Source organism: Phenylobacterium sp. (assembly GCF_020402505.1).
Lineage (GTDB): Bacteria > Pseudomonadota > Alphaproteobacteria > Caulobacterales > Caulobacteraceae > Phenylobacterium.
This window is the reverse complement of sequence record NZ_JADBZL010000208.1, coordinates 1-5,519: the sequence shown is the minus strand read 5'-3', so window position 1 is coordinate 5,519 and position 5,519 is coordinate 1. Positions and strand designations below refer to the sequence as shown.

General features: G+C 69.4%; 5 protein-coding genes. 1 reads left to right on the top strand and 4 read right to left on the bottom strand.

All coding sequences use genetic code 11. The features are described from left to right. Window positions 1-44: 44 nt before the first annotated feature. The 3 genes from rpsD to IM632_RS13560 form a co-directional block, all read right to left on the bottom strand. Window positions 45-662 carry a 30S ribosomal protein S4 gene (gene rpsD, locus IM632_RS13570; RefSeq protein WP_296552479.1) on the bottom strand — a complete coding sequence of 206 codons (618 nt, stop codon included), beginning with the start codon at window positions 660-662 and terminating at the stop codon, window positions 45-47. A gap of 165 nt (window positions 663-827) precedes the next feature. Next, window positions 828-2,078: a DUF1254 domain-containing protein gene (locus tag IM632_RS13565; protein WP_296552478.1), complete on the bottom strand. Its 1,251-nt coding sequence runs from the start codon at window positions 2,076-2,078 to the stop codon at window positions 828-830. A gap of 12 nt (window positions 2,079-2,090) precedes the next feature. Continuing rightward, window positions 2,091-2,873 (bottom strand): RNA methyltransferase, encoded by a 783-nt coding sequence (locus IM632_RS13560; protein ID WP_296479842.1) that lies wholly within the window; start codon window positions 2,871-2,873, stop codon window positions 2,091-2,093. Window positions 2,874-3,002: 129 nt separating this feature from the next. On the opposite strand from IM632_RS13560, the gene IM632_RS13555 reads away from it, so the two are divergent. Then, entirely contained in the window at window positions 3,003-4,220 is a 1,218-nt protein-coding gene (locus IM632_RS13555) for an NADP-dependent isocitrate dehydrogenase (RefSeq protein ID WP_296498342.1), read from the top strand. Between the two features lie 403 nt (window positions 4,221-4,623). On the opposite strand, the gene IM632_RS13550 is transcribed toward IM632_RS13555, so the two are convergent. Continuing rightward, the coding region (locus IM632_RS13550; protein WP_296552475.1) for a prolyl oligopeptidase family serine peptidase at window positions 4,624-5,519 on the bottom strand (896 nt) is incomplete at its 5' end.

Below are 5,519 nucleotides of genomic sequence, written 5' to 3'. Positions count from 1 at the left end.
CGGATCGCTCCGGGGCCCCTGTTCGACTCAGGTCGGTGTCCGGATCAGGACGCGTAGAATTCGACCACGAGGTTGGGCTCCATCTTCACCGGATAGGGCACCTCGGAAAGCTCCGGGGTCCGGATGAAACGGGCCGACATGCCCTTGGCGTCGACCTCGATATAGTCCGGCGTGTCGCGCTCGGCCGACTGCAGGGCCTCGAGCACCAGGGCCATGTTGCGCGAGCGCTCACGAACCTGGACCACGTCGCCGACCTTCACGCGGTAGGAGGCGATGTTCACGCGCTTGCCGTTCACCGTCACGTGTCCGTGGTTCACGAACTGTCGGGCGGCGAAGACGGTGGGCACGAACTTGGCGCGGTAGACCACCGCGTCCAGCCGGGCTTCCAGAAGGCCGATCAGGGTCTCGGCGGTGTTGCCCTTCCGGCGGGCGGCCTCGGCGTAGGTGCGCGAGAACTGCTTCTCGGTCAGGTTGCCGTAATAGCCCTTCAGCTTCTGTTTGGCCCGCAGCTGCAGGCCGAAGTCGGAGGTCTTCTGCTTGCGACGCTGGCCGTGCTGGCCGGGGCCATAGGCCCGCTGGTTGATGGGGGACTTCGGGCGACCCCAGATGTTCTCGCCCATCCGCCGGTCGATCTTGTACTTCGCCGAGTGGCGCTTCGACATGTGTCGTCTCTCTTCAAGTGACGCAGGCCGGCGGCACCCCATGGGGACCGCGATTGCAACGGCGGCTCTGCATCTGCCCGTCATGCCGGCGCCGGACACGAAGGTCCCGCGCGCGGAAGGCGCGGTCCATACCCCAGCAGGGGGCGAATTGCAACGCCGGCGAGGTCAGGCGGGCTCCACCGGGGGCAGGCGCCAACGCCCGTCCAGCAGCTCCGGCCGGGGCAGGTAGGCGCGCATGAAGAGGGCGAAGGGCCCCTCCGGCGCGGGCAGCCAGTTGGACTCCCGCTCCGCCCCCGGCGAGACGGCCCCGATCCAGAGGTCCAGGGAGCCGTCCGGGTTGTAGGCCAGGCCCGGGGTCCGGTCGCCGATGGCGAACCGGTTCAGGTCGTTGCGGGTGAAGAAGAACTGCCCGTCTTCCGTCGCCTCGTAGAGGCTGAGGGACCAGAAGCTGTCCACGGGAATGCGACGATCCGCAGGAAAGTGGAGCCTCCAGGCCCGACCGCCGTTGAACAGGGCGCGCGGCAGGTCGCCCTCGGCCCGCATGTACATGGCCTCCTCGGGCGGCAAGGCGGCGAGCCCGCCTACGGCGACGGCAGCGCGCAGGGCGTAGTTCTGGCCGAAATTCCCCAGGCGGGCGTCGGGATAGGACCAGCCGTCGATGAAGTTCGGTCCCGTCAGGCCCGCCGAGGCGCGTCCGAACCGGCGGCCCGCCTCCAGCCCCTCGGCGATGGCTTCGGCTTCGGCCGGCGTGAACCGGTCGGGATCAAAGGCCTCGAGCCCCAGCGGGGCCATCCGGCGCAGCACCTGCCCGTCCGTCGCAAGCGGCGGGTTCAGCCGCATGAGCTCCGCGGCGGAGGCCAGATAGGCCTTCCAGTCCGCCCCGCGGGATGCAAAGGCCCCGGGGTCCGGGACGGAAGGGCCCTGCATGGACAGGCCGGTCTGCACCGCCTTGGCCGCCAGGGCGTCTTCGGGGCCTGTCACCAGGATCCGCGCCAGGACCCAGACGTGCCGGGTGGGCGAGCGGAGCACCCTCGGGCCCGGCTCGGCGGCCTCGCCCGGGCCGACGAGGGTATAGGTTCCCCCCTCCCCGCCCGTGGTCCGCGTGCCCAGGAGGGCGAAGGTGTTGCTGTAAGCGTCCATGAACTGGACCGAGAGGTACCGCTCGCCCGAAGGCGGCAGGGTCAGGGTCACCGGCCCGGCGGACAGGTCCACCTGGGCGGTGGAGTAGAAGGTGTCGTTGTTGGGCGTCGTCACCTTGCGGGCCGTGTGGTCGGCCAGGTTGCGCATGTGCCCGAAGGTGTTCGTCGGCGAGCCGACGGCCAGGCCCCGGCTCCGGGTCGTGGCGATCTCGATCAGCGGCAGGGTGAAGACATAGGCCGTGCGGGCGGCCTCGCGGAGGGCGTCGAGGTCGGTCATGGGTGGCTCCCGTCAGTTGGACTTGCGCCCGGCTTCAGCCTTCTGGCGCGCGATCTTTTCCAGCACCCGGCCCCGGCCGCGGGACAGGGCGGTGATGACGCCCCGAAAGGTCCGGACCTCCTGCTCGCTGAACCGGGCGCGCCCGAGGGCGGCGCGCAGGTTCTGGACCATGGACGGCTTCTTCTCGGGCGGATGGAAGAAGCCTGCGGTCTCCAGCTCAGCCTCGAGGTGGCCGTACAGTCCCATCAAGCTGGCGGCGTCCGCAGGCTCCGGGCCTGGGCGGAAACTGGCGGGGACGCCCGCCTCGACGCGCATCCGCCACTCGTAGGCCAGGATGATCACCGCCTGCGCCAGGTTCAGGGACCGGAAGCGCGAATCTACCGGAAGGGTCACCACGGTCTGGCAGAGGGCGATATCGGCGGTCTCGAGGCCCGCGCGCTCGCCGCCGAACAGAATACCCGTCCGCAGCCCCTGAAGGGCCTCTCCATGGGCCCGCTCGAGGGCCTCACGGGGGGTCAGGACGGGCAGCTGGAGTTCCCGCGGCCGCGCCGTGGTCGCCTGGACGAAGGCCAGGTCGGCGATGGCGTCGGCGACGGTCTCGAAGACCCGGGCGGCGTTCAGGGACCAGTCCGCGCCGGACGCCGCCGCCCAGGCCCGCTCCTGCGGCCAGCCGTCGCGCGGCGCCACGAGCCTGAGGTCGGTGAGGCCGAAGTTGGCCATGGCCCTGGCCACGGCGCCGATGTTCTGGGCCAGCTGGGGCCGGTCCAGGATGATGGCGGGGGCGATGATGTCCATGGGCGCCCTTTTCAGGCCATGCGACCGCCGGTGCAAGCCGAAGCCGGCCCCGCAGCCTTTGCGCCGGGCGCGGGGGCGGGTATAGCACCCACTGAACCGCATCGTTTGCCCGAGGAGTGCGCGCCCGTCATGGCCAAGATCAAAGTCGCCAACCCTGTCGTGGACCTCGACGGGGACGAGATGACCCGCATCATCTGGCAGTGGATCAAGGACAAGCTGATCTTCCCCTACCTCGACATCTCCCTGGACTATTACGACCTGGGGATGGAGCACCGGGACGCCACGGACGACAGGGTGACCATCGAGTCCGCCGAGGCCATCAAGCGGCACGGCGTCGGCGTGAAGTGCGCCACCATCACCCCGGACGAGGCCCGGGTGAAGGAGTTCAACCTCAAGAAGATGTGGAAGTCGCCGAACGGCACCATCCGAAACATCCTGGGCGGCGTGGTCTTCCGCGAGCCGATCATCTGCCGGAACGTCCCCCGGCTCATCCCCGGCTGGACCCAGCCCATCATCATCGGCCGTCACGCCTTTGGCGACCAGTACCGCGCCACAGACTTCCGGGTGCCCGGCAAGGGCAAGCTGACCGTCAAGTGGACCGGCGAGGACGGCCAGGAGATCGAGCACGAGGTCTTCGACTTCCCCGGCTCGGGCGTCGCCATGGCCATGTACAATGTCGACGAGTCGATCCGCGAGTTCGCCCGCGCCTCCCTCGCCTATGGCCTGCAGCGCAACTACCCGGTCTATCTCTCGACCAAGAACACTATCCTCAAGGCCTATGATGGGCGCTTCAAGGACATTTTCTCCGAGGTCTTCGAGACCGAATTCGCCGCCCAGTACAAGGAGGCGGGCCTCTCCTACGAGCACCGCCTGATCGATGACATGGTCGCCTCGGCCCTGAAGTGGAACGGCGCCTTCATCTGGGCCTGCAAGAACTACGACGGCGATGTCCAGTCCGACCAGGTCGCCCAGGGCTTCGGTTCGCTGGGCCTGATGACCTCGGTCCTCCTGACCCCGGATGGCAAGACCATGGAGGCCGAGGCCGCCCACGGCACGGTCACCCGTCACTACCGCCAGCACCAGAAGGGCGAGTCGACCTCGACCAACTCCATCGCCTCGATCTTCGCCTGGACCCGGGGCCTGGAGCACCGCGCCAAGCTGGACGGCAACGAGGCCCTGGCCAACTTCGCCCACACTCTTGAGCGCGTCTGCGTCGAGACGGTCGAGGCCGGATCCATGACCAAGGACCTGGCCCTGCTGGTCGGCGACGCCCAGGGCTGGCTGACCACCGAGGGCTTCATCGACAAGGTCGCGGCCAACCTCGACAAGGCCCTCGCAGCGGGCTGAGCCCATCACCCCCTCCGCCCCCTCCGTCCCGCTGCGCGGTCCACCTCCCCCTCAGGAGGTGGAGGAATGACAGTAACCTAATTGCTCACCATCAGGGGGAGCTGCCGGCAAAGCCGGCTAAGGGGGTGCAAGGGCGGCGCAGCTTCCCCCTCCGACCCGCTGCGCGGGCCACCTCCCCCTCAGGAGGGGGAGGAATTGGGGCGCCATTGCTCCCCCTCCCAGCGGGAGCTCCGACCGAAGGTCGGTGAGGGGGTGCAACGGCGCTTCCGCAGACCCCCTCCGACCCGCTGCGCGGTCCACCTCTCCCTCAAGGAAGGGGGAGGAATTGCTGAGCCAATGGCGCCCCTGAGGGGGCGCTCCGGGCGAAGCTCCGTCAGGATCCGACGGCGGCTCGAAAGACCCTCTACCGCCCGGCCCCGAGCTTTCGCCGGAAGAAATCCAGGGTCGCCGCCGTGCGGTGGGCGAGGTGCGCCTGGGTCCAGCCGGCGCGGTGGCGGAGGCCCGGATAGACCATGGTCTCGAAGGCGACGCCCCTGCCCTGCAGGTCGGCCATGACCCGGGTGGCGTTGTCGAAGGTCACGTTGTCGTCCGCCATGCCGTGGATCAGAAGCAGGCTTCCCGGCTTCAGCCGGCCCAGCCGCGCGGTGACCTCGGACGCCGCGTAGCCTGTCGGGTTCTCGGACGGCTTGCCCATGTACCGCTCGGTATAGTGGGTGTCGTAGAGGGTCCAGTCGGTGGGCGGCGCGCCGGACATCCCGGCGGCAAAGGGCGTATCGGGCGCCGTCAGGAGCATGAGGGCCATGTAGCCCCCGTAGGACCAGCCGGTGACGCCGATCCGGGCAGGATCGACGAAGAGCTGGGCGGCCAGCCAGCGGGCGCCGGCGATCTGGTCGTCCACCTCCAGCTGGCCCAGCCGGCGGTCGATGGCCGTCTTGAAGGCGGTCGATCGGTTGGGCGTACCCCGGTTGTCCAGGGAGAAGAGAATGAAGCCCGACTGCAGGTAGAGCTGATCGGCCGGGTCGTACCAGACCTTGCGCACCTGGGCGCCGCCAGGCCCGCCATAGACCCGGACAATGACCGGATACTTCCGGGACGGATCAAACCCGGGCGGCGTGCGCAGGGACCACCAGAGGTCGGACCCGTCCACCGCCTTGATCGTCCCGTAGGTCGGGGTGCGCAGCCGCTCCCGGTAGGCCGCGAGGGGATGGCTGGCGTCCAGCGGGTTCTCCTCGATCCAGCGCACGCGCTCGCCGTCGGCGCGGTAGAGCCCCGTCCGGGGGGGCGTCGTCGGGTCCTCGT